24 protein-coding genes are annotated in these 25,235 nt (G+C 64.8%); 13 read left to right on the forward strand and 11 right to left on the reverse strand.

Annotated features, from left to right (window positions below):
* The first annotated feature begins 19 nt into the window (after positions 1-19).
* The 3 genes from IV454_RS04995 to IV454_RS05005 all read left to right on the forward strand — a co-directional run bounded on the left by IV454_RS04995 (position 20) and on the right by IV454_RS05005 (position 3,419).
* Positions 20-238, forward strand: coding sequence for a hypothetical protein (locus IV454_RS04995; protein WP_206090574.1), 219 nt, complete (start codon positions 20-22; stop codon positions 236-238).
* The gene (locus IV454_RS05000) at positions 235-426 is read left to right on the forward strand and encodes a hypothetical protein (RefSeq protein WP_206090575.1); all 192 of its coding nucleotides are present in this window, start codon (positions 235-237) and stop codon (positions 424-426) included. Before IV454_RS04995 ends, IV454_RS05000 begins: the two co-directional genes overlap by 4 nt.
* Positions 427-743: 317 nt before the next feature.
* Entirely contained in the window at positions 744-3,419 is a 2,676-nt protein-coding gene (locus IV454_RS05005) for a TonB-dependent receptor (RefSeq protein WP_206090576.1), read from the forward strand.
* Between the two features lie 95 nt (positions 3,420-3,514).
* Here the strand turns inward: IV454_RS05005 and axe2C are convergent, their stop codons facing one another.
* The 5 genes from axe2C to IV454_RS05030 are packed head-to-tail and all read right to left on the reverse strand — an operon-like array spanning position 3,515 to position 10,152.
* Entirely contained in the window at positions 3,515-4,561 is a 1,047-nt protein-coding gene (gene axe2C, locus IV454_RS05010; RefSeq protein ID WP_206090577.1) for a bifunctional acetylxylan esterase/glucomannan deacetylase AxeC2, read from the reverse strand.
* A 6-nt stretch (positions 4,562-4,567) separates the two neighbouring features.
* Positions 4,568-5,314: a GDSL-type esterase/lipase family protein gene (locus IV454_RS05015; protein ID WP_206090578.1), complete on the reverse strand. Its 747-nt coding sequence runs from the start codon at positions 5,312-5,314 to the stop codon at positions 4,568-4,570.
* 6 nt (positions 5,315-5,320) lie between these two features.
* Entirely contained in the window at positions 5,321-6,529 is a 1,209-nt protein-coding gene (locus IV454_RS05020; RefSeq protein ID WP_206090579.1) for a glycoside hydrolase family 27 protein, read from the reverse strand.
* Between the two features lie 20 nt (positions 6,530-6,549).
* On the reverse strand, positions 6,550-7,887 hold the full coding sequence (locus IV454_RS05025; protein ID WP_206090580.1) for a glycoside hydrolase 5 family protein: 1,338 nt from the start codon (positions 7,885-7,887) through the stop codon (positions 6,550-6,552).
* Positions 7,888-7,893: 6 nt separating this feature from the next.
* Positions 7,894-10,152, reverse strand: a complete 2,259-nt coding sequence (locus IV454_RS05030; protein WP_206090581.1) for a glycoside hydrolase family 3 C-terminal domain-containing protein — start codon at positions 10,150-10,152, stop codon at positions 7,894-7,896.
* Positions 10,153-10,534: 382 nt separating this feature from the next.
* Between IV454_RS05030 and IV454_RS05035 the strand changes: the two genes are divergently transcribed.
* The 3 genes from IV454_RS05035 (at position 10,535) to IV454_RS05045 (ending at position 13,784) form a co-directional block, all read left to right on the forward strand.
* The gene (locus tag IV454_RS05035; RefSeq protein ID WP_206090582.1) at positions 10,535-11,554 is read left to right on the forward strand and encodes a LacI family DNA-binding transcriptional regulator; all 1,020 of its coding nucleotides are present in this window, start codon (positions 10,535-10,537) and stop codon (positions 11,552-11,554) included.
* 102 nt (positions 11,555-11,656) lie between these two features.
* Entirely contained in the window at positions 11,657-12,865 is a 1,209-nt protein-coding gene (locus tag IV454_RS05040; protein ID WP_206090583.1) for an AGE family epimerase/isomerase, read from the forward strand.
* 1 nt (position 12,866) lies between these two features.
* Positions 12,867-13,784 (forward strand): carbohydrate kinase family protein, encoded by a 918-nt coding sequence (locus tag IV454_RS05045; RefSeq protein ID WP_206090584.1) that lies wholly within the window; start codon positions 12,867-12,869, stop codon positions 13,782-13,784.
* Here IV454_RS05045 and IV454_RS05050 read toward each other — a convergent pair.
* On the reverse strand, positions 13,781-14,686 hold the full coding sequence (locus IV454_RS05050; protein ID WP_206090585.1) for an AraC family transcriptional regulator: 906 nt from the start codon (positions 14,684-14,686) through the stop codon (positions 13,781-13,783). The genes IV454_RS05045 and IV454_RS05050 overlap by 4 nt on opposite strands.
* A 100-nt stretch (positions 14,687-14,786) precedes the next feature.
* Here IV454_RS05050 and IV454_RS05055 point away from each other — a divergent pair, with 100 nt between their 5' ends.
* The 4 genes from IV454_RS05055 to recQ all read left to right on the forward strand — a co-directional run bounded on the left by IV454_RS05055 (position 14,787) and on the right by recQ (position 19,174).
* Positions 14,787-15,530, forward strand: a complete 744-nt coding sequence (locus tag IV454_RS05055) for an SDR family oxidoreductase (RefSeq protein WP_206090586.1) — start codon at positions 14,787-14,789, stop codon at positions 15,528-15,530.
* A 75-nt stretch (positions 15,531-15,605) separates the two neighbouring features.
* Complete coding sequence (locus IV454_RS05060) at positions 15,606-16,367, forward strand: YoaK family protein (RefSeq protein WP_206090587.1); 762 nt, start codon at positions 15,606-15,608, stop codon at positions 16,365-16,367.
* Positions 16,368-16,505: 138 nt separating this feature from the next.
* Complete coding sequence (locus tag IV454_RS05065; RefSeq protein ID WP_103170718.1) at positions 16,506-17,339, forward strand: undecaprenyl-diphosphate phosphatase; 834 nt, start codon at positions 16,506-16,508, stop codon at positions 17,337-17,339.
* An 11-nt stretch (positions 17,340-17,350) separates the two neighbouring features.
* Positions 17,351-19,174: a DNA helicase RecQ gene (gene recQ, locus IV454_RS05070; protein WP_206090588.1), complete on the forward strand. Its 1,824-nt coding sequence runs from the start codon at positions 17,351-17,353 to the stop codon at positions 19,172-19,174.
* 3 nt (positions 19,175-19,177) lie between these two features.
* On the opposite strand, the gene IV454_RS05075 is transcribed toward recQ, so the two are convergent.
* Positions 19,178-20,065, reverse strand: coding sequence for an AraC family transcriptional regulator (locus IV454_RS05075; RefSeq protein ID WP_206090589.1), 888 nt, complete (start codon positions 20,063-20,065; stop codon positions 19,178-19,180).
* A 101-nt stretch (positions 20,066-20,166) separates the two neighbouring features.
* Here IV454_RS05075 and IV454_RS05080 point away from each other — a divergent pair, with 101 nt between their 5' ends.
* Positions 20,167-21,096, forward strand: coding sequence for a DMT family transporter (locus IV454_RS05080; RefSeq protein WP_206090590.1), 930 nt, complete (start codon positions 20,167-20,169; stop codon positions 21,094-21,096).
* Here the strand turns inward: IV454_RS05080 and IV454_RS05085 are convergent.
* From IV454_RS05085 to IV454_RS05100, 4 genes are all read right to left on the reverse strand, one after another.
* Positions 21,020-22,195 (reverse strand): DUF418 domain-containing protein, encoded by a 1,176-nt coding sequence (locus IV454_RS05085; protein ID WP_206090591.1) that lies wholly within the window; start codon positions 22,193-22,195, stop codon positions 21,020-21,022. The two genes, IV454_RS05080 and IV454_RS05085, sit on opposite strands and share 77 nt — an antisense overlap.
* A 116-nt stretch (positions 22,196-22,311) precedes the next feature.
* Entirely contained in the window at positions 22,312-22,992 is a 681-nt protein-coding gene (gene trmB, locus IV454_RS05090) for a tRNA (guanosine(46)-N7)-methyltransferase TrmB (protein ID WP_206092557.1), read from the reverse strand.
* Positions 22,993-23,121: 129 nt separating this feature from the next.
* On the reverse strand, positions 23,122-23,532 hold the full coding sequence (locus IV454_RS05095; protein WP_206090592.1) for a phage holin family protein: 411 nt from the start codon (positions 23,530-23,532) through the stop codon (positions 23,122-23,124).
* Positions 23,533-23,772: 240 nt separating this feature from the next.
* Positions 23,773-23,985 carry a helix-turn-helix domain-containing protein gene (locus IV454_RS05100; RefSeq protein WP_206090593.1) on the reverse strand — a complete coding sequence of 71 codons (213 nt, stop codon included), beginning with the start codon at positions 23,983-23,985 and terminating at the stop codon, positions 23,773-23,775.
* A gap of 88 nt (positions 23,986-24,073) precedes the next feature.
* On the opposite strand from IV454_RS05100, the gene IV454_RS05105 reads away from it, so the two are divergent.
* On the forward strand, positions 24,074-24,781 hold the full coding sequence (locus IV454_RS05105; RefSeq protein ID WP_206090594.1) for a LexA family transcriptional regulator: 708 nt from the start codon (positions 24,074-24,076) through the stop codon (positions 24,779-24,781).
* Between the two features lie 115 nt (positions 24,782-24,896).
* The gene (locus IV454_RS05110) at positions 24,897-25,211 is read left to right on the forward strand and encodes a hypothetical protein (protein ID WP_206090595.1); all 315 of its coding nucleotides are present in this window, start codon (positions 24,897-24,899) and stop codon (positions 25,209-25,211) included.
* Positions 25,212-25,235 lie beyond the last annotated feature (24 nt).

Raw genomic sequence — 25,235 nt, forward strand, 5'->3', positions numbered from 1 at the left:
ATACTATGTATGGGCGACGATGGGATTCGATGCGCCCATCCCCGCAGCCACCTTGGCAAAGCTGGCTCCGCCTTACCGCCACTGCAAGAACATCAGCGAACTGGTGGCGACAGAGCAAGGGCGCAGCCAATGGCGCATGCATGGACAAAGCGTCGACTTATCGTTCGATCTGCGCGCCAATTCGGCAAGCTGGCTGCAACTGGCACGCTATATGTTCTACAAGAGAATTTCACCATGAGCACGAAATCACTTTCAATATTGAAAAAACTCACCAAGCCTAAATCCAAACGAGAAGTAAGCTCGCTCCTCATCGCCCGGCACGGCAGCACCATCCGGGAAAACGCCAGTGCCCATACGACCGCGCTTGACGAGCGCGCACGCCAGACGATCCCCTCGCAACGAAAAAAAACACCGCGCCCGGCTTGATAGTCACTGGACGATAGCCCGCAGCACTCGATCACATCCGCACACGCACCGGCCCAACACCCAGTTCCACTCGCCACGCATAGCTGGTCCGCACGCTGACCACCCTGTTTAGTAAATCCCATGAAACTTCCCCCTGTTTCAGGGAAGCGTTTGACCCTCCGATTTTCCCGATGCAATACTCAATTCAATCGATTCGTCCATCCCTGCAAGGCTGCATCGCTTGCCACAGCTGGCGGGTCACCACTGTGTTGCATATAAGCGCAAAGCGGGCTCGCCAAGCCGCGCGCACATAATCCACATGGACATCAGGAGACAAGATGCTATTCCCAACGACACGGACTCTGACGAGTCTGGCGGTCGCCAGCGCGTTCGGCTGTGCGGCCCTGCCCGGCCACGCGCAAACTGCCGCCAGCGCCGCCGACAACACCGCCCCCGCCAATAACGACCCGAATCAAATCCAGGAAGTCAAAGTCACCGCCACCCGCCACTCCACCTCGCTGCTGCGCACCCCGCTGGCCGTCACGGCCCTGAGCCAGGACCAGCTCACGCGCAAGGGCGCCACCAGCCTCAGGGACCTGGCCGGCGACATCCCCAACGTCGTCATCGAAAACACCGGCCTCGATTCTGCCGTGCAGATCACCATCCGCGGCATCACCTCGACCAACTTCACCGAAACGGGCGACCCGGCCGTCGGCTTTCACGTCGACGGCCTGTACTCGCCGCGCCCCCAAGGCGCGCAGGCGCTGATGTTCGACATCGACCAACTGGAAGTGCTGCGCGGCCCGCAAGGCACCCTGTTCGGCCGCAATTCGACCGGCGGCAGCGTCAACGTCATTTCGGCCAAGCCTGACTTCACCGGCAACTACGGCAAGGCCAACATCGAGCTTGGCAACTACAACAAGAAGCAGGCCAGCATCGTCCAGAACGTCGTCGTCAACGACATGCTGGCCCTGCGCGCCACCTACATGAAAGTGCGGCGCGACGGCTACGCCAACCAGATGCGCGACCTGAGCGAAGCGAACGCGCCTGCTTACGGCTGGGTCCCGGATGGCATCCCCGACGTCGACCAGCGCTTCAACCGCAAGGTCGACAAGAAGGATTACTACACCAACCAGTACCAGTGGGCCGCGCGCGTGGCCGCCGCACTCAGGATCAACAAAAATGTCAGCGCGCGCCTGGCGTACGAAGAGTTCCAGGACTCCGGCGCCGGCGGATCGCACTTCCGCGACTGCGAGTCCGGCGCCGGCACGCGCTACGCCTGCACCGGCGGCAAATGGGACATCAACGTCAACGTGCCGGGCATGACGGACTTGAACATCCGCACCGTGCGCGCGGGCCTGAACTGGAGTCTGACTGACAGCGCCAGCGTCGACTACAGCTTCCAGATCGCCGACCAGCGCCGCAAGGAGACCACCGACGACGACAAGGGCTTGCAGCACGCCACGGCGTTCCAGATCAACGGCAAGTACCCCAACCTCGCCGGCGGCGACTGGGGCACCTGGCCGCTCAACGATGTCTTCCACCGCACCATGGATTCGCGCTACCTGTCGACCGTGCACGAAGCGCAGCTCAAGCAAACGCTCGGCGCCGTCCAATACGTGGCGGGCCTGTTCTGGATGCACGAACGCAACCGCATCGACTACGAAATCACCAACGTGATCCAGAAGCCGTACGGCGATCCGGGCAGCGTGCTGTATCACCAGCCGAACCGCCAGGTCGACGCCAAGGCCGCCTTCGCGCAAGTCGACTGGAAGTTCATGCCCACCTGGACCGGCACCCTGGGCGCGCGCCTGTCCTCCGACAGCAAGGAAGACAAGGGCGGCGAAGTCTATGGCCGCAACTGGATCGGCGACACTGCGTATTACCGCGGCTGGTACAAGCGCGGCATCCCCGGCACGCCGCTCTTCCGGGTCCACAACGGCACCGACCTGTCGACCGACATGGGCGCCGGCGGCGGCCTTGGCGCATACGCGGGCTACGCGGCGCCGACCTCGAACGATCACAAGGAAACCTGGAAGAAGACCACCTGGCGCGCCGGGGTGCAAAAGCAGATCAACGCCAACCAGATGGCCTACGGCTCGGTATCGACCGGCTACAAGGCCGGCGGCTTCGCCGACAAGACCGACTCCTGCAACCACCACCTGTGCGCCGACGGCAAACCGGGGGTGGTGACCTTCCTGCCGTACGACCCCGAGACCGTCACCAACTATGAACTGGGCTACAAGGGCAAATTCCTCGACAACCGCCTGAACCTGTCGGCCACCGCCTTCTTCATGAAGTACAAGGGCATGCAACTGACCGGGAACTACTTCATCAACCAGGTCATCCCCGACAACGGCCTGCCCTGCCCGGCCGACCAGCCCAAGTGCGATGTGTACGACGCCTGGCGCACCATCAACGTCGGCAAGGTCGATATTCCCGGCCTGGAGATCGAAGCGGACTGGCGGCCGTGGAGCGGCGCGCGCATCGGCGGCGGCTTCGCCTTCATCAACACCAAGGTGCACGACTTCAAGGAATTCAGCGACGAGTACCAGTGCGGCGACGTGCGCGTGGAACTGGGCATCGAACCCTGCCCGGCCATCTACAACGGTCCGGACAAGGCACTGCTCGGCCGGCGCCTGTACAACATCGATGGCAACCACCTGCCCAACACGCCCAAGTACCAGTTGAACCTGAGCTTTTCGCAGGAGTTCGAGCTGGCCGGCGGCTACAGGGTGACGCCATACGTGAAAGTGAACTGGCGCGACAAGGCTTATTTCGACCTGCGCAATTCAGAATTCGCACATATCGGCCGCTATCAGAAAGCGTATGCGATGGGCGACGCGTCGGTACGGCTCGATGCGCCGAGCGACAAGTGGCACGCCGAAGCGTTCGTGCGCAACGTCGCCAACAGCCACGCCAAGACCAGCGGCGACTCGGTGATGGGCGGCTTCATGCAGGCCAACTTCGTCGAGCCGCGCATGTTCGGCATGCGCGTGGGCGTGAACTACTGATCCGTTCTACCTGGGTGGCTTGGGCCGGTGCGGCGCGGACAATCCCGCGCTCTGCCGGCTCTTTTTTTGTCACCCACAGGTGCCGCACGAGGCGCTTACCAGCCGGTCAAGTCGCGTAGCTGGGGCAGCAGCTCGCGCGCCATCGCCGCGTGTTGCGCTTTGGTGGGATGGGCATCGATCGCGTCACCCGGATGGTAGACCGACGCCGCGGCATGCACCCGCGCGTTGCCGACCCTCCGGATGGTCTCCGCGATATAGCTGGTCAAGGCGGCCTTGCGCTCGCCATTGAGGATCGCGCCTTCGGTCAGCACGAGCAGCGCGTGCGGATGATTGCGCAGCAAGGTGCGCACCAGGCTCACGTAGGCATTGACATAGGCATCGCGCTCCGGAATGCCGGTGCTGAAATCGTTGGTGCCGATCGCGACGACAATCAGGTCGGGCCAGTAAGCGGCGTGATTCCAGCGCACCCGCTGCTCTTGGTTGGCGATGGCAAGCTCGTAGAAATCGGGAAGATTGTCGTCATCGGTGCGGCCGTTCCAGCTGCGCAGCAGCCCGCGCCCTCCATGACAGACCAGTTGAACCTGCGCACCGAGCGCCTGCGCGGCCAGCATGCCGTACGACGCGCGCGGATTCCACCACGACGGCTTCTTCGTTTCGCCGCCAACCCGGTCGATGGCTTCGCCGCAGGTGACCGAGTCGCCAAGCACGAGCATTTTGCGCTGCGGGAGCACGGGCGCGGTGTGCAAGGTACCGTCGGTGACAAAGCGGGCCAAGGTAACGACGCCCTGCCAGCTTTCGGTACGATGCATGATGTCGACCCGGTGAATACCCGCCTGGCGCTCGTCCACCAGCTTGATGGTGCGCGCGGTCGCCGACAACTTGACGATGCGTGGCGTACCGCCGTCGACGACGACGTCAATATAGCTGCGCTCACCGCTGGCCACGGCGTCGACCGACAAGGCTTTGCCCTCGAACGACAGCGACAGCTGCACGCCGGGATAGGAGAAGCGCAGACTGCCATCGGCAAGGGCAACGGTCCTGCCCATGCGCGCGATGCGCGGGTCGTCGGCGCGCACCACCGGTTCGGCCCGGACGCCGGCATGGACAAGCAGCAGCGCCAGCGCCAGTGCAGTGCGATTCATGGCGCCCTACTTCATCAATGCTTGCACGTCGGGCAGCATGACGTCGGCCCAGATGACATAGCCTTTTTGCGTGAGGTGAAGATGATCGCCCATGATGTCGGTGCCGATGCTGCCGTCAGGGCGCACGAAGGACGCGCCGTAGTCGCGGAAAACCACGTTGCGGCCATCGCCCAGGGTTGCAACCATCTTGTTGAGCGCGAGGACATTCTGGCGCCGTTCGCTCGCCGCCAGTTCGCCGGTCGGCAGCACGGCATTGAGCAGGATGCGCGCGGCAGGGTACTGCTTGCGCAAAGCCGCGACCACCGCCTCGATACCGGAAAAGATCTGCTCCGGCTTCTCGCCGCACAGGCCCAGGTTGTTCACGCCGATGAGCAGCACGATCGCCTTGGGCCTGAGTTTGGCCATGCGCTTGTCCTGCAAGCGCCACAACACGTTGCCGGTGTTGTCGCCGCCGATGCCGAAGTTACCCGCCTTGTAGGCGCCGAAATTCGCATCCCAGATCGCGCGCGGCCAGCCTTCGGTGATCGAATCGCCGATAAACATCAGGTCCACATCGCCCTTGTCGGCCAGGGCCAGCTGGTCTTCATGCATGCGCTGCCAGCGCCCGATCGACATCCACGGATATTCCTGGGTACGCGGCTTGATATTGAGGGCGCAGGTTTGCGCGCCGGCCGCCACGTCGAGGGGCGCGGCATGCGCGACGTGGGCAGCCAGCGCGCCGGCCAGCAGGATGGGAAGAATACGCAAGTTCATGCTCGGTCACTTTGCTTTCAGGTGCAGCATCGCCACGCTGTGCGATGCAATGTTCAGGTCGAGGGCCTTGCCGGTGTCGCCCGTCTTGCCGCTCCAGGCATCGGTCCAGCGGTAGGCCGTCTTGTCGATATCGAGTTCGCGCTTGCTCAGATCATCGCCAACCTTGTGCTTTTTCCAGTCCATCTTGTAGCTGATGGTCCCGGGCCCGCGATTGAGGATCATCAGCGCCCAGTCGTTATTGGCCAGCGGCTTGGCCCAAAGTTCCAGCGGCCCTTCGGACATGAACTTCCACGCCTGCACGCCAAGTTTATCCTGGTTGATCGCGATGACATCCTTGTTGGTAAGGATCTTGCGCGTCGATTCCGGCATCGAACGCAGGTCGTTGCCGGAAATGAGGGGCGACGCCATCATGGCCCAGATCGAGAAGTGGGCACGGTCTTCGTCCTCGCTCATCCCCATGCCGACTTCCATCATGTCCATGTCGTTCCAGTGCCCGGGACCGGCGTGCTTGCGCAAGCCGACCTGCTTGTCGAGAATGCGCAGCACGCCGAAGGCGGACCACGAGCCGTGATTGATCTCGCAATCCCAGCACGGATAGATGTCGCCGGTGGTGCGCCACGAATGGCCGACGTCCGCGCCCCACTCCCACGGCTTGTTGTCGCCCCACTCGCACATGCTGAGCAACATGGGACGGCCGGCGCTGTGGATGGCATCGCGCATGGTGGTGTAGGCGGCCGCCGCGTTCAGGCCCTTGGTATCGCACCAGTCGTACTTGACGTAGTCGACGCCCCAGGCGGCGTAGGTGATCGCGTCCTGGTACTCGTGTCCGCGGCTGCCCGGGCGGCCGCCGCAGGTGGTGGCGCCGGCGTCCGAATAGATGCCCAGCTTGAGGCCTTTCGCATGCACGTAGTCGGCCAGCGCCTTCATCCCGGACGGGAAGCGCTCGGGATCGGGCTGGATATTCCCATTCCTGTCACGCTTGCCGTGCCAGCAGTCGTCGATATTGACGTAGTCGTAGCCGGCGTCCTTCATGCCGATCCTGACCATGGCGTCGGCCGTTTCGCGGATCAGTTTTTCATCGATATTGCAGGCGAATTTGTTCCAGCTGTTCCAGCCCATTTGCGGCGTGGCCGCGAGGTTCTCGAACTTCTGCGCGGAGGCATTCGCGCCCAGCAGCAGGGCCGCCGGGATCAGCAAGGTCGTGACAATTTTCATGGATCGTCCTGTCGAAGAGTTTACTTCTGGAGCGAGCGCAGTTGGCCCGCATGGTCCTTGATCAGCGCCAGCGAACTGGCATCGGAGTCGAACACCGAGTACAGGCCCTGCTCTTCCTGCGGCGGATCGCCCATGAAGTCATTACCCTGCTTCCACCAGTAGTCGGCGTTGGCGGCGCGCCCGGCGCCGCCCCAGGCCCAGAAATTCCAGCCCGCGATCGGGTCGCCGCCGGCGGCGCGGCGCTGGATCAGGTCGAAAATCTCGCCGTAGAAGCGGTCGCGGATCTTGGTGCTTGCCTTGATGTCGAACGAGGCGCCGTCGCGGTCCAGCCCAAACTCTTCCAGCACGATCGGCTTGCCGATGGTTTTGGCCATGTCGATGTGCGCATTCAGGTAATCGCGGCTCTTGGTGATCGCGCCATCCCAGCTCTCGACCGGCTTGGCGGAGTCGAACCAGCCCCAGTTTTTCGGCCACAGGTGGTAAGTGAGGTAATCGATATGTTTCGACGAATGCGAGGCCATGAACAGTTTGGCATCCTGCGCCGACCCGGCCAGGCCTTCGCTGCCGCTGCTCACCAGGTGGTTCTTGTCCAGTTCATGGATGTACTGCGCGGTTTCGGCGATCCATCCGGTGTAGACCGCCTTTTCCTTGTCGCTTGCCTTGCCGTTGCCCGGGCGTGGTTCGTTCGCCAGTTGCCACGACATGATCACCGGATCGTCGCGATAGGCCTTGCCGTTGATGCTGTTGACCCGCCCGACGATCTTCCTGATGGTGCCGCGATACTCCTTCTGCGCATCCTTGTTGGCGTAGAAGCGCGCCGTCTTGGCCATGTAGTCGTCGTAATCCTTGGTCACGTTCGGATCAATCGCCTTGCTGCCTTCAAACCAGTTCAGGTACTGCGTCATCCCGCCCGACCACTGCCAGAAATTGTTCAGGTAAAGCACGACCGTCATGTCGCGCTTGCCCAGTTCATCGACCAGGAAGTCGAGCCCCGCCAGCAGGTCCTCGTCGTACTTGCCGGGACCGTTGGTAGTGGCGGGCCGCACGGCGCTGGTCATCTCGGTTTTTTCGGAGACGGCCAGCACCCGCACATTGTTGATCCCGAGCGCCTTCATGGTATCGAGTTCCTTGAGCAGGCGCGCACGCGCGCCCACGCCGGACGGCGAGCCCAGATAGCCGCCGTACCAGAAATTGGCGCCGGCGATGTAATACGATTTGCCCTTGCGCGCGAAATGCGTCTTTTTCACCGTCACGAATTCGCTCTTGCCCGCCGCGCTCACCGGTGCCGCCGCCGACGCCGCGCCGCTCACCAAACCCGCCATTGCCAATGCTGCACCCAACTGGTTCATCTTGATCATCGCGTTTTACCTTTTCTCGGTTGAAGGGACGGCTTTGCCATGCAGGTCCAGCTTGCGCGCGGGGAGGTCGACCGTGATGCTGCTTTCGCCAGTGCCGCCGGCATCCTGCGCCAGCAACAATTTGTACTTCCCTTTGGCGATGCGCCAGGTCTTGGACGGGCCATGGAGCACGGCCAGCATGCGCGGCTCCACCGTGAGGGTCACCTCGCGCGTCTCTCCCGGCTGCAGGTCGACCTTGTCCCAGCCAGCCAGGCGCTTGGGCGCTTCCCAGCGTGCCCCGGACGGCGCTGCCACGTACAGCTGCGCCACGTCCTTGCCGGCCACCTTGCCGGTATTGCTTACCTTGAAGCGCACCTGCAACTGCCCGTCCTTGTATCCGCCCGCCAGGGCTGAATAGGCAAACTGGGTGTACGACAAGCCATGCCCGAAGGGGAACAGCGGCTTGTGTTTCTTGAGGTCGAACCACTTGTAGCCGACCGCCGCGCCTTCGTGATAGTCGACCCGGAACTGCATCTGCGGCCTGGCCGGGTCGCCATCGAGCACGGGGCGCGGCAACTGGCTGAGGGACGCGGGGAAAGTGGCCGGCAAGTGCCCGGATGGATTGACGTCGCCGAACAGCACGCGCGCGATCGCTTCGCCGCCGCGCGTGCCCGGGTACCACGCTTGCAGCACCGCTGCCGTCTTGCCCAGCCACGGCATCAGCACCGGACCGCCGGTCTCCAACACGACCACGGTGCGCGGATTGGCGGCGGCGACGGCCGCAATCAGCTCATCCTGCTTGTCGGGCAGCGACAGGTCCACCGCGTCGTTGGCTTCGCCGATCCAATGGGTGCCGAAGACGATCACCGCGTCGGCGCTTGCGGCCAGCTGCGCCGCCCGTGCAGGATCGGCGCCGCTGTCGAAAACGACCTTGGCGCCGGGCGCCAGCGCGGCGATTTCCTTCACCGGCGCGGAAGGGTGGTACACCACTGGTCCGGGCCAACTGGCCGGCAGCAATCCCTTGACGGCGCTGCCGCCGATCGGATACACCTGCGACGAGCCGCCGCCGGACAGCACGCCCTGGTCGGCATGGCCGCCGATCACTGCAATCGTTTTCACGTCCTTGCGCAAAGGGAGCACCTGGCCGTCGTTCTTGAGCAGGACCATGCTCTCTTCGGCATCCGTCCGGCTGATCAGGCCATGAGCGGCAAAGTCGATGACGCCGTCCGGCTTGACCGGATGGTCCACCACGCCCTTGTCGAACATCGCATACAAAATGCGGTAGACCATATTGTCGAAGCGCGACTGCGCGACCGATCCGGTCTTGACCGCTTCTTCCAGCGCGCCCGCGAAATAAGGGGACTTGTCGAATTCGGAGCCGGACTGCTGGTCCAGGCCATTATTGGCCGATGCCACGGTGCTGTGCACCGCGCCCCAGTCGGACATCACGTAGCCCTTGAAGCCCCAGTCCTGCTTGAGCACTTCGTTGAGCAGCCAGGCGTTCTCGCATGCGTAGGGACCGTTGACCCGGTTATACGCGCACATCACCGAGCCGGGGTCGCCCTGTTCGATCACCAGCTGCATGGCCAGCAGGTCGCTGGTACGCGCCGCCACATCGCCGATGCGCGCATCGAGTTCGTTGCGGCCGGTCTCCTGGTTGTTCAGCGCATAGTGCTTGACGGTCGAAATGAGGTGGTTGGACTGGATGCCCTTGACCGCCTGCCCCACCATGATCCCGGACAGCAGCGGGTCTTCGCCGGCGTACTCGAAATTGCGGCCGTTGCGCGGGTCGCGCATCAGGTTCACGCCGCCGGCCAGCATCACGTTAAAGCCCGAGGCGCGCGCCTCCGCGCCGATCATCGCGCCGCCCTGGTAGGCCAGTTTGGGATTCCAGGTGGCCGCCGTGGCAAGGCCCGACGGCAACGAGGTGCGCTCGCGCGGATTGGCGCTGGCCTGCGAGGCCACGCCAAGGCCGGCGTCGGTCTCGAACAGCTCGGGCAGGCCAAGGCGCGCCACGCCGGGAATGTAGCCGGCCGACGACGGCAGGGCTGCCGCGATCTTGATGGTTTTCTTGGGTGCGAAGTCCGAGCCGAAGTAGCCGTACACCCATTGCAGCTTTTCTTCCTGCGTCATCTCCTTGAGCACCAGGGTGGCGCGCTGCCCGGCGGAGAGGGCGCGGTTCATCCACGGCATGGGCGCCTCGGCCGCGCCGGCCATCAGCGGCAGGGCGGCCGCGATGGCGGCGGCGAGGGCGTGTTTGATCAGGGTGGTCGTGCGGGTGCTCATCGTGCCTGTCTCCTCTTTGTATTTACCCGCTCGGCGCCTGGAAAGGTCGCCGGCCGGTTTATATGGATGAGGTGAGTGTGCATGCGGACTGGCGGCCGGTCAAACAAAAGGTGGCGCTTTCGACCATGTTTAGCCATGATCACTAAACACGCGGGCGGCCGCTGGCAGGGTGCTACGCCCGGGGCGATGCGCTTGGATAGCTGCGCAACAGGCGGCGCTGCCCTGTTTAGTAAAACCCGGCTAAACTGTTCGCAAACCGGACCAATCGTTTGACCATGGGCTCATCGATATGCAAGACTCTCAGCATCAAAAGGCATCTGCCACTGGAGAAGCTTGTGATCCATCCGACAGCGCGTCCGCGCCCCCCGCTGGTGCCGTTCCGATGAGCGCCGCCAGCCCATCGAACGTCACCATCCGCGACATCGCCAAGTTTGCCGGCGTCTCGGCGGGGACCATTTCGCGCGCGCTCAAGAACGAGCCTGGCCTGACCGAAACCACGCGCCAGATGGTGCTGTCGGCCGCCCATGAACTGGGCTACGATTTTGCCAACCTGCGGCGCAAGCGCATGCGGCGCCTGACCTTCTTGCTGCACCGCCAGCACAACACGGCCGCCAGCAGCCCGTTTTATTCGCCGGTGCTGCACGGCGCCGAGGAAGCCTGCCGCAAGCAGGGCATCGTGCTGTCGTTCATGGCGGTCGGCCCGGCCGATGGCGTGACCGAGCAGTTGCGCATGCACGCGCCGGACGCGATCGTGTGCGCCGGCTTTTTCGAACCCGAGCTGCTGGGCGCCCTGCGCGCGAGCGGCAAGCCGCTGGTCCTGATCGACATGAAGCTGCGCGGTTACAGCTCGGTCAACCCGGACAATTTCATGGGCGGCTACCTGGCCACCAAACACCTGATCGGCCTGGGACGCACGCGCATCGGCATGATCTCGGGTTCCCTGGGCCACTACAGCGTGCGCGAACGGAACAAGGGCTACCGCCAGGCCCTGTTCGAATCGGGCATGCTGGCCGACCCGCGCCTGGAAGCGAGCCTGCCGGAAGGCGTCGATCTTGAAACCGGGGCGTGCGAAGCGATGCAGTCGCTGCTTGCCCTGCCCAATCCGCCGGATTCGGTGTTCTGCTACAACGACAGCGCCGCCCTGGTGGCCATGCGCTGCTGCCTGGCGGCCGGCCTGACCGTGCCGCACGACGTATCGATCGTCGGCTTCGACGACATCTCCAGCGCGGTACTCGGGCACCGGCCCCTGACCACCCTGCGCATCGACAAAAAAGAACTCGGCGCGATGGGCGTCGAGCTGCTGCTGCGCGACCAGCAGGATGCACCTGTCGAACAGGTCGCCCCTGTGGAACTGATTGTGCGCGCCAGCACCGTGTGCGACGACTTCGGGCCGCACAAATAGAGCGAGCCTCCTTCACCGACTGACCAACCAGCGTGCATGCGCGGCCTTCCGGCCCGCGTCCGTACGCCATTTACGCCCTTTTTTTGATAACGAGACTTGACGATGGCCCCCGATTTTCATTCGCGCGATACCCTGCTTGACCACATTCGCCACACCAAACGCTTTTACGATCCGCGCTGCGTCGATCCCAGCGGCGGTTTCTATCATTTCTACAAGGACGACGGCACCGTCTACGACGCGCACACGCGCCACCTGGTGAGCAGCACGCGCTTCATCTTCAATCATGCGATGGCGTACCGCGAGTTCGGCGACCCGGCCGACGAGATGCGCCTTTTGCACGGGCTGGACTTCCTGCGCGCGGCGCACCGCAATCCGGCCACCGGCGGCTATTGCTGGCAATTGCGCTGGGCCGACGGCAAGGGCGAGGTCACGGACGCCACCAACCACTGCTACGGCCTGGCCTTCGTGCTGCTGGCGTATTCGCACGCGCTGATGGCCGGCGTGGAAGAAGCGCGCCTGCATATCGACGAAACCTTTGCCCTGATGGAGCGCCACTTCTGGGAGCCGAAACATGGCCTGTACGCCGACGAAGCGAGCGCCGACTGGTCGCAGCTGTCGGCCTACCGCGGCCAGAACGCCAATATGCACGCCTGCGAAGCCCTGCTCAGCGCTTTTGAAGCGACCGGCGAGAACGCCTACCTGCGCCGCGCCGAAACGCTGGCCTACAACATCACCGTGCGCCAGGCCGCCCTGTGCGACAACACCGTGTGGGAGCACTATCACGTCGACTGGTCGGTCGACCATGACTACAACCGCCATGACAGCACGAATATCTTCCGCCCCTGGGGCTTCCAGCCGGGCCACCTGACCGAGTGGAGCAAGCTGCTGCTGATCCTGGAGCGCCACAATGCCCACTTGCTGGGCGACGCGGACTGGCTGCTGCCGCGCGCCTCCGCCCTGTTCCTGCAGGCGATGGACAAGGCCTGGGACACGCAGCACGGCGGTATCTTCTACGGCTTCGCGCCGGACGGCAGCATTTGCGACGGCCACAAATACTTCTGGGTGCAGGCCGAAAGCCTGGCCGCGGCCGCGCTGCTGGGTGCACGCACCGGCGACGCGCTGTACTGGGATTGGTACCAGCGCATCTGGGAATACAGCTGGACTCACTTTGTCGACCACCAGCATGGTGCCTGGTACCGCATTCTCAGCCCGGCCAACGCCAAGCTGACCGACGAGAAGAGCCCGGCCGGCAAGGTCGACTATCACACCATGGGCGCCTGCTACGAAGTGCTCAATGTACTGAAGGACTGACATGAACGCACCGATTTTTCCCGTGTTCGTGGCCGCCGGCGAGGCGCTGACCGACATGATCGCCGACCCCGGCCAGCAGCGCTGGAGCAGCCAGGTGGGCGGCTCGACCTGGAACGTAGCGCGCGCCATGGCGCGCCTTGCTGTGCCGAGCGCCTTCGCCGGCGCCATCAGCACGGACGTCTTTGGCGACCAGTTATGGGACGCCAGCATGGCGGCCGGGCTGGATGTGCGCTTCGTGCAGCGCGAGGCGCGCTCGCCGCTGCTGGCGATCGTCTACCGAACCGACCCGCCCAGCTATTTTTTCGTGGGCGACGACAGCGCCGACCTGCACTTCGACGCGGCGCGCCTGCCGGACGGCTGGCGCGCGCACTGCAAGTGGGCGCACTTCGGCGGCATCAGCCTGGCGCGCGAACCGCTCGCCGGCAAGCTGGTGGCGTTGGCAGCCTCGCTCAAGGCCGATGGCGTCAACATCAGCTATGACCCCAATTTCAGGGCACTGATGGACCAGCGCTACGACACAACCTTGCAGCGCATGACGGCGCTGGCCGATGTGATCAAGGTGTCCGATGAAGACCTGGCGGGGCTGTTTCGCACCAACGACCTTGAGAACGCGTTTGCCACCCTGCGCGGCTGGAACCCCGGCGCCACCTACCTGTACACGCGTGGCGCGCAAGGCGCTTCGCTGCACATCGGCGACCAGGCATGGCATGCCGCCTCGCCGCGTATCGCCGTCGTCGACAGCGTCGGCGCGGGCGACGCCAGCATCGCGGCGCTGGCCTGGAGCTTCCTGCGCGAACCGCAGCGCGCGCCGCTCGATCACCTGCGCTTCGCGGTAGCCGGCGGCGCGGCGGCTTGCCAGTCGGCGGGCGCCGCGCCGCCGTCGCTCGACGCCATCACGGCGCTGACGCAACGCGCTTAAGGCGCTGCCTGCCCGCGTGCATAGCGCGCGGGCGGCAAGCCGACATGGCGGGTGAAGGCGACGCTGAAGGCGCTGGCCGACGCGTAGCCGACTCGTTCGGCCACGTCGGCCACGCCACCCTCTTGCCGCCGCAGCAAATCCTTTGCCAGGGCCATGCGCCAGGCCAGCAGGTAGGCCATCGGCGCCATGCCCAGCGCGCGGCTGAAGCGCTCGAAGAACGCCGAACGCGAAAGGGCCGCTTCCTTTGCCAGTTGCGCCACCGTCCAGGGGTGCTTCATGTTTTCGTGGATGCGGCGCAGCGCCGGCGCAAGCCGTTCGTCGGCCAGGCCGCGCAACAGGCCGGGCGACGCCGCGGTCCCCGCCGAGCAGCGTAGCGATTCGATCAGCAGCACTTCCAGCAGGCGCGCAAGGATGACGTCGCGCGCTGGCCGCTGCGCGCGCGATTCGTCCGCGACCAGTTGCACGATGGTGGCCAGCCGGGGCTCGCCGCGCACGTGCACCAGCTGCGGCAGCAGCGACACCAGCAAGGCCGCATCGGGCGAGCCGAAGACGCAGTGCCCCACCAGCAGCAGGACATCTGGCGGCTCGCCCTGCGCGCCGAGCCGGAACTCGCCGTGCAGCAGCGCGACTGGTGTGGTGTCGGCGTCACTCACTGTCGGTGGCGTCATGCTCGACATCGTAAAACCGGACACGGAAGCAATCAGCACGAAGTCGCCCTGCACAAGGTCGACCGGAGCCCGGCCATCGACCTCGAGGCGGCAGGCGCCGTCGAGCAGCACGCAGTAGAACGGCTGCCCCGACCCGGCGCGGCGAACGCGCCACCGACCGGCGCCGCTGACGACCTTCGAAAACGGCGCGCGCGGCTGCAGCAAGGTGACAACCTCCGCAAGTGGATCGACCATGAACCGGACTCCCGCACATAAAAGATGGACTGGCGATTGTAGCAAGTCCGGGCGCTGGCCACTACAGTGCCTGTACTGCCAACCACCTACAGGAGTTCACATGAAAACCATCCTCATTACCGGATGCTCGTCCGGCTTCGGCCTTGAGACCGCGCGCTACTTCCTCGAACGCGACTGGAACGTCGTCGCCACCATGCGCACGCCGCGCGCCGACGTGCTTCCACATTCAAGCCGCCTGCGCATCCTCGCCCTCGACGTCGTCGATGCGCACAGCATCGCGCAAGCCATCGACGCCGCAGGCCCGATCGACGTCCTGGTGAACAATGCGGGAATCGGCGTGCTGGGCGCGCTCGAAGGCACAACGATGGCGAGCGCGCGCGAGGTCTTCGACACCAACACCCTCGGCACGATCGCGATGACGCAGGCCGTGCTGCCCCAGTTCAGGCAGCGCAAGGCCGGCGTGATCGTCAACGTCACCTCGAGCGTGACCTATGAACCGCTGCCGCTGCTGTCGGTGTACACGGCCAGCAAGGCCGCGGTCAACGCGTTTACCGAGTCGCTTGCGCTGGAACTGGCGCCATTTAACGTACGCGCGCGGCTGGTGCTGCCGGGGCGCGCACCGGAAACCCGCTTCGGCGAGAACGCCCGGCCGCGCATGGAGGGCGCCATCCCCGAAGCCTATGCCGAACTGGCGCAGCGTGTTTTCGCGGGATGGAGCGAGTCGTCGGCGGTCACGCTCGCGCAGGACGTGGCCGAAGCGGTGTGGCGCGCGGCCACCGCCCCGTCATCACCCATGCGGATCGCGGCCGGCGCCGACGCGGTGGCCCTGGCCGGATCGCGCTAAACGGCGGCCCGCGCCGGCCAGCGCCGGCGCGCGCCGCGTTACAATGCATGACCGGTTCCCGAGAAAGCTCCGCCCATGCCCGTCAATTACGCCAAGAGGCTCACCGCGCCAAGCCGCTCCAGCGACGCCAATGCGCACCTGGGCTACATGCTGGCGTTCGTGGCCGGCGCCATCAACGCCGGCGGCTTCCTGGCGGTGCACCGCTACACCTCGCACATGACCGGCGTGGTCTCGGCCATGGCCGACGACCTGGTGCTGGGCGCGCACGCGCTGGTGCTGACCGGCCTGGGAGCGCTGCTCTCGTTCATGAGCGGCGCGGCCTGTACCGCCATCATGGTCAACTACGGCCGGCGCCGCGCGCTGCATGGCGAATACGCGCTGCCCTTGATGCTCGAATCGGTCCTGCTGCTTTGCTTTGGCCTGCTCGGCGCGCGCCTGGCCGATATCGACGGCCTGTTTGCATCGGTCACGGTGATGCTCCTCTGTTTTATCATGGGACTGCAGAATGCCCTCATCACCAAACTCTCGCGCGCCGAAATCCGTACCACGCACATCACCGGCATCGTCACCGACATCGGCATTGAACTGGGCAAGATGGCCTACCTGAACCGCCCGGCGCAGCGCCAGGCCGGCCTGGCGCCGGTGACGGGCGACCGCAAACGCCTGAAAGTGCTCTCCATGCTGGCCACCTGCTTTTTTCTCGGCGGCGTGGCCGGCGCCTTCGGTTTCAGTCACCTGGGCTACGTGGCCACGGTGCCGCTGGCCCTTGCACTGATGACCCTGGCCATGCTGCCGCTGCTGGACGATGTTAAAAATATTGCAACGAGAAAACAATAGCCATCCGCGCAACGAAAAACAGCGCTGCATATGCGGTCCGATCAGAAGCCGGGGGCGTGCTCGTGGTAAGCTTCGACCCCGCACCGTGCCGTCATCCGGTTCCACTTCCTCGATAACAATACAAACTGCTTCATGGACATTACTTTCGCTCTTGCGCTTAAAGCCATCATCATGGGTCTGGTGGAAGGTTTCACCGAATTCCTGCCCATTTCCTCCACCGGCCACCTGATCCTCGCGGGCAGCCTGCTCGACTTCACCGACGAAAAAGCCAAGGTGTTCGAGATCGTCATCCAGGCCGGCGCCATCATGGCGGTGTGCTGGGAATACCGCGCGCGCATCGCCTCGGTGATGAGCGGATTGACGTCCGACCCGAAGGCGCAGAAGTTCATGCTCAACCTGATCGTCGCCTTCATGCCGCTCGCCGTGCTCGGCCTCGCGCTGGGCAAGATGATCAAGTCGGCCCTGTTCAAGCCCGTGCCGGTGGCGCTGGCCTTCATCATCGGCGGCATCATCATCTTGTGGGTGGAGCGCCGCAACAAGCTCAATCCTCCGGTGGTGCGGGTCGAGACGGTGGACGACATGACGGTGCTGGACGCCTTCAAGGTCGGCTGCGCCCAGGCCATGGCGCTCATTCCCGGCACCAGCCGCTCGGGCGCGACCATCATCGGCGCCATGATGTTCGGCCTGCCGCGCAAGGCCGCCACCGAATTCTCGTTCTTCCTCGCGATCCCGACCCTGCTGCTGGCCACCGCGTATTCGCTGGTCAAGGAACGCGCGCTGCTGTCAGCCGCCGACCTGCCGCTGTTCGGCATCGGCTCGATCGCCGCCTTCATCTCGGCCTTCCTGTGCGTGCGCTGGCTGCTGCGCTACATCAGCAGCCATGACTTCACCGTGTTCGCCTGGTACCGCATCGTGTTCGGCATCGTGGTGCTGGCAAGCTCGCACTACGGATGGGTCGTTTGGGCGGAATAATGGACCCCGGCATGGACTCCGACCTCTCAGCGCGCGCGCTCGACCAGCTGCAGACGGTCTTCGGCTACCCGGCCTTTCGCGGGCAGCAGAAAGAGATCGTCGAACACGTCGCCAGCGGCGGCGATGCGCTGGTGCTCATGCCGACCGGCGGCGGCAAGTCGCTGTGCTACCAGATTCCCGCGCTGCTGCGCGACGGCGTCGGCGTGGTCGTGTCGCCCCTGATCGCGCTGATGCAGGACCAGGTCGACGCGCTGGCCGAAGTCGGCGTGCGCGCCGCGTTTTTGAATTCGACCCAGACCTACGAAGAATCGATGCGCATCGAACGCCTGGTGCGCACCGGCGAGATCGACCTGGTGTACGTGGCGCCGGAGCGCCTGATGACGCAGCGCTGCCTGGACCTGTTCCAGGCGTCGAAGATCGCGCTGTTCGCCATCGACGAGGCGCACTGCGTGTCGCAATGGGGGCATGACTTCCGCCCCGAGTACATCAAGCTGTCGATCCTGCACGAGCAATTCCCGGACGTGCCGCGCATTGCGCTCACCGCCACCGCCGACCAGCAGACGCGCGCCGAAATCGCGCTGCGCCTGCAACTGGATGATGCGCGCCAGTTCGTGTCCTCGTTCGACCGCCCCAACATCCGCTACCAGATCGTCGAAAAAGGCAACGGGCGCAAGCAGCTGCTCGACTTCATCACCACCGAGCATGGCAGCGATGCCGGCATCGTGTACTGCCTGTCGCGCAAGAAGGTCGAGGAAACCGCCGACTTCCTGAACGAAAACGGCATCCGCGCCCTGCCCTACCACGCCGGCATGGACTACCCCAAGCGCAGCGCCAACCAGGCCCGCTTCCTGCGCGAGGAAAGCATCGTGATGGTCGCCACCATCGCCTTTGGCATGGGCATCGACAAGCCGGACGTGCGCTTCGTGTGCCACCTGGATCTGCCGAAAAGCATCGAGGGCTACTACCAGGAGACCGGACGCGCGGGCCGCGACGGCATGCCGGCCAGCGCCTGGATGGCCTACGGCTTGCAGGACGTGGTGCTGCAGCGGCGCATGATCGACGAGTCGGAAGCCGACGAAACCTTCAAGCGGGTGCTGTCGATGAAACTCGACGCCATGCTGGGCCTGTGCGAGACGCTCAGCTGCCGCAGGGTGCGCCTGCTCGAATACTTCGGCGAACAGTCCACCCCCTGCGGCAATTGCGATACCTGCCTGATTCCGCCGGTCTCCTTCGACGGCACGGTGCCGGTGCAAAAACTGCTGTCGGCGATTTACCGGGTCGACCAGCGCTTCGCGGCCGGCCACGTGATCGACGTGCTGCGCGGGGTCGAGACGGACCGCATCAAACAGTGGCACCATGATTCGCTGTCGGTATACGGCATCGGCAGCGAACGCACCGAAGCCGAGTGGCGCGCCATCTTGCGCCAGGCCATCGCGCTCGGCCTGATCACGGTCGACCATGAAGTTTACAGTTCGCTCAAGCTGACCGACGCCGCGCGTCCGGTACTCAAGGGCGGCCAGAAGGTGCAGCTGCGCCAGTACCAGAAGCCGGTCAAGCAGAAGCGCGCGCCGTCCGCCTCGTCCAAGGGGCATGTGGAGATGGACCTGTCCAAATCCGAACAGGCGATTTTCGAGAAGCTGCGCTGGTGGCGGGTCGAAACCGCGCGCGCGCACAACGTGCCGGCCTATGTGATCTTTGTCGACGCCACCCTGCGCGAAATCGCCAAGGCCAAGCCCACCTCCTTGCAGGAACTGCGCGGCGTGACCGGCGTGGGCGAGAAGAAGCTGGTCTCGTATGGCGACGAGATTGTCGCCATCATCATGGAGATGAGCTAACGCTTATCCCGCCAGCGTCTGGCGGTAGCGCCCGGGCGGCGCTCCCACCGCCTTGCTGAAACGATGGCTGAAGTGGCTCAGGTCCGCGTAGCCGCAGGCGGCCGCAATCTGCTGCAAGGGCAGCTTGCCGGCCTTGAGCAGGCCGCGCGCGCGTTCGATGCGGCTCTGCGCCACCCAGCTTGAGGGCGGCATTCCGAACGAGACGCGGAACATGCGCGCCAGATGAAACTCCGACATGCACGCCAGCTGCGCCAGCTCGCCCAGGGTGATTGAGTGCGCCAGGTGCTGCTCGATATAGTCCGCCAGGCGGCGCCGCACCAGTGGCGCCAGGCCGCCGCGCAGGCGCAGGTCGCGCCGCACGATGGCCTGCGAGCGAAGCAGCTCGCTCAAGGCGTCATGGGTGATCTCGTTGGCGCGCAGGAGCTGGTCGGGCGCTTCCCAGGATTGCCCCACCAGCGCCCCGCACAACTGCATGATACGGGGGTTTTCAAAGTAGGTGCGGTCGGCCAGGGTCAATTCGCGCGGTTCGCGGTCCAGTTCCACCACGGCGCGCCGCGTGAAATGCTCGGGCATGAAATAGACATGCAGCATTTGCACTTGGCCACGCACCACCCATTGCGACTCGTGCCAGTCGGGCATGGAGCAGAGTTGCTGCGGCGCCCCGTAACGCCCCGGTACGCCGGCGCGCTCGATACGGTAGCCGCCGCCCAGGTAGCACGACAGGGTGTGGTGGCCCGGCTGCACATAGCTGGTGAACTCCTCCACCGCTTCGCGCTTCCAGATCGCCGCAGCCATGCCGTCGCCCAGCCACGCGAAGCGTTCGAGCGTGGCATTGGTGCCGCTCATGGTGTTGAAGACGGCATGGGAAATGGGCGGTGGGCGTGAGTGCATGCTGAAAAGTCTAGCATGGCATGCGCGCCGCTGCTGGCGGCCGGCCCAAAGTGCGCAAGATCAGACAAGTCGCACCAGGCAAGCCGGTTCAAGATGGGGCCATGAATATCTTCCTCTACTTTCTCACCGTCGCGATCTGGGGTACCACCTGGATCGCCATTACCTTTCAACTTGGCGTGGTGCCGGCGCCGGTATCGATCGCCTACCGCTTCTGGATCGCCAGCGCGGTGCTGATGCTGTTCCTGATCGCGACGCGCAAACCGGTCTGGCCGCCGCGCAGCGCATGGCGCTATCTGCTGGCCCAGGGTTTCGTCCTGTTCTGCTGTAACTTCCTGTGCTTATATTACGCCAGCCAGTACGTGCCGAGCGGTCTGGTGGCGGTAGTGTTTTCGACCGCGCCGATCTGGAATGCGATCAATGGCCGCGTCTTCATGGGGCGCCCGATCCGGCGCCAGGTGGTGGGCGGCGCGCTGCTCGGTCTCGGCGGCATCGCCCTGCTGTTCCTGCCGCAGATGCGTGGACACTGGAACGACGGCGGCATGCTGTTCGGCCTGGGTCTGGCGGTGCTGGGCACCGTGTGCTTCTCGACCGGGAACCTGCTGTCCTCGCGCATGCAGGCGCTTGGCCTGACGCCCTGGCTGACCAATACCTGGGCCATGCTGATCGGCGCCACCATCCTCGGTGGCGGCGCGTGGCTGCTGAAGATGCCCTTCACGGCGGAACCGAACATGCGCTACGCCGCGTCGCTGCTGTACCTGGCCATTCCCGGCTCGGTGGTCGGCTTCACCGCCTACCTGCTGCTGGTGGGGCGCATCGGCCCTGACCGTGCGGCCTATTCGACGGTGCTGTTCCCGGTGGTGGCGCTGAGCGTGTCCACCGTGCTTGAGGGCTACCAGTGGAGCGCCCTCGCCGTTGGCGGCTTGCTGCTGGTCCTGGGCGGGAACCTGCTGGCCTTCATGCCGGCTGGCGCGCGCTTATCCAGGTCGCCCGGTGCCACAGGTGTTCAAGCGGCCCCTGGGCGTGGCGCCTGAGCCACCAGGCGCAGAACGCGCACTGCAGCGCCGCCAGCAAGGCGCCGATCATCAGGCACAGGGTGGCGCCGGTGACCTTGTACAGTCCCAGTCCGAAGCCGTAGTAGATGAACGAGCCGATCACCGATTGCGTGAAGTAGCTGGTCAGGCTCATTCGGCCCAGTGGCGCCAGCACGCGCAGCACGCGCGTCGCCGCACCGCCCTGGTACAGCAGCACGAAGCACGCCACCAGCACCAGCATGAAGGCGAAGTTCGACCATGAGGCCACGATCGTGGCCAGGGGCCGGCGCAGCGCGGCGCTGGCCACCCAGTCGGGCAGCAAGGTGCGGATGGTGTACAGCGGCAGGAACAGCAAGGTGGCGGCGGCCAGGGTACGGCGCCAGAAGCGCAGCGTGTCCGGGCCCGCCGCGAACAGGCCGCGCCGTCCGGCCAGCATGCCGAGCATGAACAGCGACAGGATCTGGAATACGCGGCCGGTTTCCCAGCTCCAGTGAATCACCGCCAGCTTGCCGTTGGTCAGATTGCCGGCCCAGGCGCGCAGGATCGAGTCGCCCATCAGGTAATCGTTGATCCGGCCGAAATACCGCCACGAGACCGGGTCGCCGATCTTTACGTCCGGATGGCGCAGGGCGTCGGCCAGCACCAGCGCCTCGTAGGGTTGCAGCATCAGGATGGCGGCCAGCGCCAGCACGGCGCCATCGCCCATGCGCGCCACCGGCAGCAGGCACAGGCCGAGCACCGCGTAGATGGTGAGGATATCGCCGTGGAAGAACATCGAGTTGAGCATGCCGAAGCCGAACAGGATCAGCAGGCGCCAGCCGTAGCGGGCGCGAAAATCCTCGCCGCGTTCCTTGCGCGCCTGCGACTGCAGGTGGAAGGTCAGGCCGAACAGCAACGCGAAGATGGCGTAGGATTTGCCGCCGAAAAGGAAGAAGGCGCACTCCCACACGACTTTGTCGAGGGCGGCCAGCCAGGCCGGCGCATCGGGTACGACGTAGTACAGGTCGAAGTGCTCGATGTTATGGAGCAGCATGATCGAGACGATGGCAAAGCCACGCAATGCGTCGACCACGTCCAGGCGCTGTGCCGTTGATCCCATCGTATTGACTCCTCGTGAAGAAGCGCACCAGAAAATCGTATTCTAGTTGGAAACGCTACCACTTTGGAGAAAATCCGTGGCGATGCAGCCTGCATGGCCGCATCGCCGTGATCGGCTTATTTTTTGGTAAAGACCAGGTCCCAGACGCCGTGACCGAGCTTGATGCCGCGGTTTTCGAACTTGGTCAGGGGACGGTAGGCCGGCTGCGGCGCATAAGCCTCGGCCGTGTTTTGCAGCAGCGCTTCGGCGCCCAGCACGTCGAGCATCTGGACCGCGTAGTCTTCCCAGTCGGTGGCGCAGTGCAGGTAGCCGCCGGGCGCGAGGCGCTCGGCCAGCAGCTTGACGAACGGCGGCTGCAGCAGGCGGCGCTTGTTGTGGCGCGCCTTGTGCCAGGGGTCGGGAAAGAACACGTGCACGCCGGCCAGCGAGCCGGCGGGGATCATCTGCTTGAGCACTTCGACGGCATCGTGCTGGATCAGGCGCAGGTTGGTCAGGCCCTGTTCGCCGATCTGCTTGAGCAGGCTGCCCACGCCGGGTGTGTGCACTTCGACGCCGATGAAATCCTTCTCCGGCATGCCCTTGGCGATGTGCGAGGTGGTGTCGCCCATGCCGAAGCCGATTTCGAGGATCACCGGGGCCTTGCGGCCGAAGGCTTGCTCGAAGTCGAGCGGCGCCTTGGTGTACTCGACCAGGAACTTCGGTCCCAGCTCTTCCAGCGCGCGCGCCTGCGCGATCGACAGGCGGCCGGCGCGCGTGACAAAACTGCGGATCCGGTGTTCGGTCGGGTCGTACAACATCGGGCGGTTCGGGGTATCTGCGGACATGGGGATGGGTGAGGAAAAAAAGCCGGGACGACATTATATCGTACCGGCGCCCCGCTGCCGGCGGCGGGCGCCGGCAGCGGGTCACGCAAGGCGCTGCGGCGGCTAATCGGGCCTGCCGTCGAGGCGCTCCATGCGCGAGATGCCGGCCGACAGGTAGCGTTCGAGCACGCGCGAACCGCCATAGGCCGCGATGGTGATGCAGCCCGGCTGCAGCAGGAGCGCTATCTCCTGCCACGCGCACAGCGAGTACGTGACCAGGCCGGCCACCAGGGAGATCAGGATATCCTTGGCGATTTCGAGCGGCAGCGACTTGATCACCACCTCGGGACTGGCGATTTTTTGCAAGGTGCCGGCCGCGCCGCCGACCAGGGACAGCGCGACGGCGACGGCGACGCCATCGAGCGGGATGCTCGACAGGTCGCTGGCAAAGCTGGTGGCGGCCGAGGCGCCGGTGCCCCACGAGGAGAGCAGCCAGGTCCAGCAAAGCCGGTGTTTCAACGGTAAGGTGCGCATAGGACCTCCTTCAAGCGCTGGTGGGCATCGAAGAGCGTCAGCGCCACCAGGGCTCCGGCGTTCCAAAACATCGTTGATCAGGCGGTGCGCGGCGCGCAGCCCGGGGTGGACAGCGGCCCCGCCCGACCGCACGCCGCGCCGGACCATGGATGGCGGGACGGTGGCGGGGTGCGGACGTGACTGTCCCGGTGCGGCGGACAGTCCGCCGGCAGTAGTGGTCGTGCTCATAGGTGCCTCAGGTCAGGTCAGCGGTCCGCTTGCGCGGGCGGGTGGACATTTCAGCGCGTGCAGGGCGCAGATGGCGTGAAAGGTGGCGATCTTGCAGTCCGCCTGGCCATTCAGGATGCGGCTGACGGTCGGCTGGGTGGTGCCCAGTGCCGTTGCCATGCGCATCTCCGTCCACCCGCTTGCGTCCTTGATTTCCCGTAAGAGGGTGGAGATGTCTTTGTCCATGTACACAGTCTATACGTGCTCGGATAGATTTTCAACAAGAGCACGCTTCGCTTTTGAAAATATCTATTCATTCGTGTATAATTGGTTCATGACTATTTCAGACCGCCTGACACAAGCGATGGAAGAAGCCGGTTTCCAGTCGCAGAGCGCCTTGTCGCGCGCCTCCGGCGTGCCGCAGCCGACCATCAACCGCATTCTCAACCGCAGCGGCACGCGCGGTCCGGAAGCGGCTACCCTGGCGGCGCTGGCGGCGGCCTGCAAGGTGGCGTTCGAGTGGCTGCACGAGGGCACCGGGCCGATGGCGCGCCGTGTCGCCGGGGCCGATGGACTGCCAAGGGAAATGCAGCCGGTGATCGTGGCGGAAGACGGCGATCCGCGCTTCGTGCAGATCAAGATGGTGACCTTGCGCCTGTCGGCGGGCATCAGCGGTTTTCAGTCCGATCCCGGGCACGATAGCGGCGCTACCCTGCCGCTCGACGCCGGCTGGGTGGGACGCAACAACTATATTCCCGAACGCCTGGTGGCCACGCGTGTCAAAGGCCAAAGCATGGAGCCAACCTTGTACGAGGGCGACATCATCGTGATCAACACGGCCGACAATCGCCCGGTCGATGGGGCGGTGTTCGCCGTCAATTACGAGGGCGAGGCGGTGGTCAAGCGGCTCTCGCGCGATGCGGGGGAATGGTGGCTGGAGTCCGATAATTCGGACAAGCGCAAGTACCACCGCAAGGTGTGCCGGGGCAGCGACTGCATCATCGTGGGGCGCGTGGTGCGCAAGGAGAGTGACCGGATCTGATGAAGCTACCGAATGCACAGGAAAAACGGCGCGCGTTTAAGAGGCCTGAATTGACTCCAGTTCCCGCAATTTCACTTGTTGACACCTCGCAGCGGATGCTGGACGAATCACGGCGTTGCCCTACTGCCGCACGTCGGCCGGGCACCTGATGAAGTCGGCCTGCATCACCGTGGGCGGCTGCGTGCTGGCGATCGTGCTGGTCGATTCGGCCGATACCTTGCCCGAGCGTGGGCCAGCGCTGCTGGCGCGCCTGCAACCGTATTTTCCCGCCTTGCCGATCATGCTGGTGTCAATCGAGGACAATGGCTTTCGCGCCTTTGCCACGTTCCAGACGAGCGAGCTGCTTGCCCTCGTGCAGCTGGAAAACGTCAATTTTGTCGAGGTCGATGTCGATGCCGGACCCGCCGAGACAGGGACGCTCCCCTTCTAGCCTGAGAGGGCGCCCCCCCCGTTT

This window comes from Massilia antarctica (genome assembly GCF_015689335.1).
GTDB classification, from domain to species: Bacteria; Pseudomonadota; Gammaproteobacteria; order Burkholderiales; family Burkholderiaceae_D; genus Telluria_A; species Telluria_A antarctica.